The following is a 515-nucleotide window of genomic DNA, read 5'->3' as shown; positions in this document are numbered from 1 at the left end:
GTTGAAATCAAGCAGGGAAATGCGGATGGCGGTATTGAGTCCGTCCGGGCTGGAGAATGTCATCCCCTCTATGTCAAGGTAAACGGAACGGTAGAGAAGCTTCACGGTGTTCTCAACCAAGGCCTTGTCCTTGGGGTGGCGTACACGGGCTGGATAGACTGCACAGCCGTAATGCTCGGCAAAGGCGGCGAAATCATCATTGATGACCGGCTCGTTACGGTCGCTCCGTGTGACGGCCGCTTTCAGATTGTCGGGGACTATTGCCGCCGGAGCCCCTTCGAAATACAGCATGGCATTCTCGCATCCCTTGATCAGGTCTTCCTTGCGCTGCGACCATACGGCCTCACAGTAGGTGTAATGACTGAACGGCAGGACAGCGACAAAAACCTCGGCCTTCTTCGTCTCGCCTGTCATCTCATCGACAACTTCAAGCCTGTCACCGGCAAAATCAACATACACCTGGTCTGCGGCATAGTGCTCGACATGGCCGACGACCTTGATGTGGAACTTGTACT

At 54.8% G+C, this 515-nt stretch carries 1 protein-coding gene; it reads right to left on the bottom strand.

Annotated features, from left to right (window positions below; translation table 11 throughout):
* Positions 1 to 515, bottom strand: a 515-nt coding sequence (locus HMPREF6485_RS13125) for a DDE-type integrase/transposase/recombinase (RefSeq protein ID WP_004347263.1), incomplete at both ends; no start/stop codon positions are given.

Origin of the sequence: Segatella buccae ATCC 33574 (assembly GCF_000184945.1) — a bacterium.
In the GTDB taxonomy this organism is placed as follows: Bacteria; Bacteroidota; Bacteroidia; order Bacteroidales; family Bacteroidaceae; genus Prevotella; species Prevotella buccae.
This window is presented reverse-complemented; position numbering and strand designations above follow the sequence as displayed.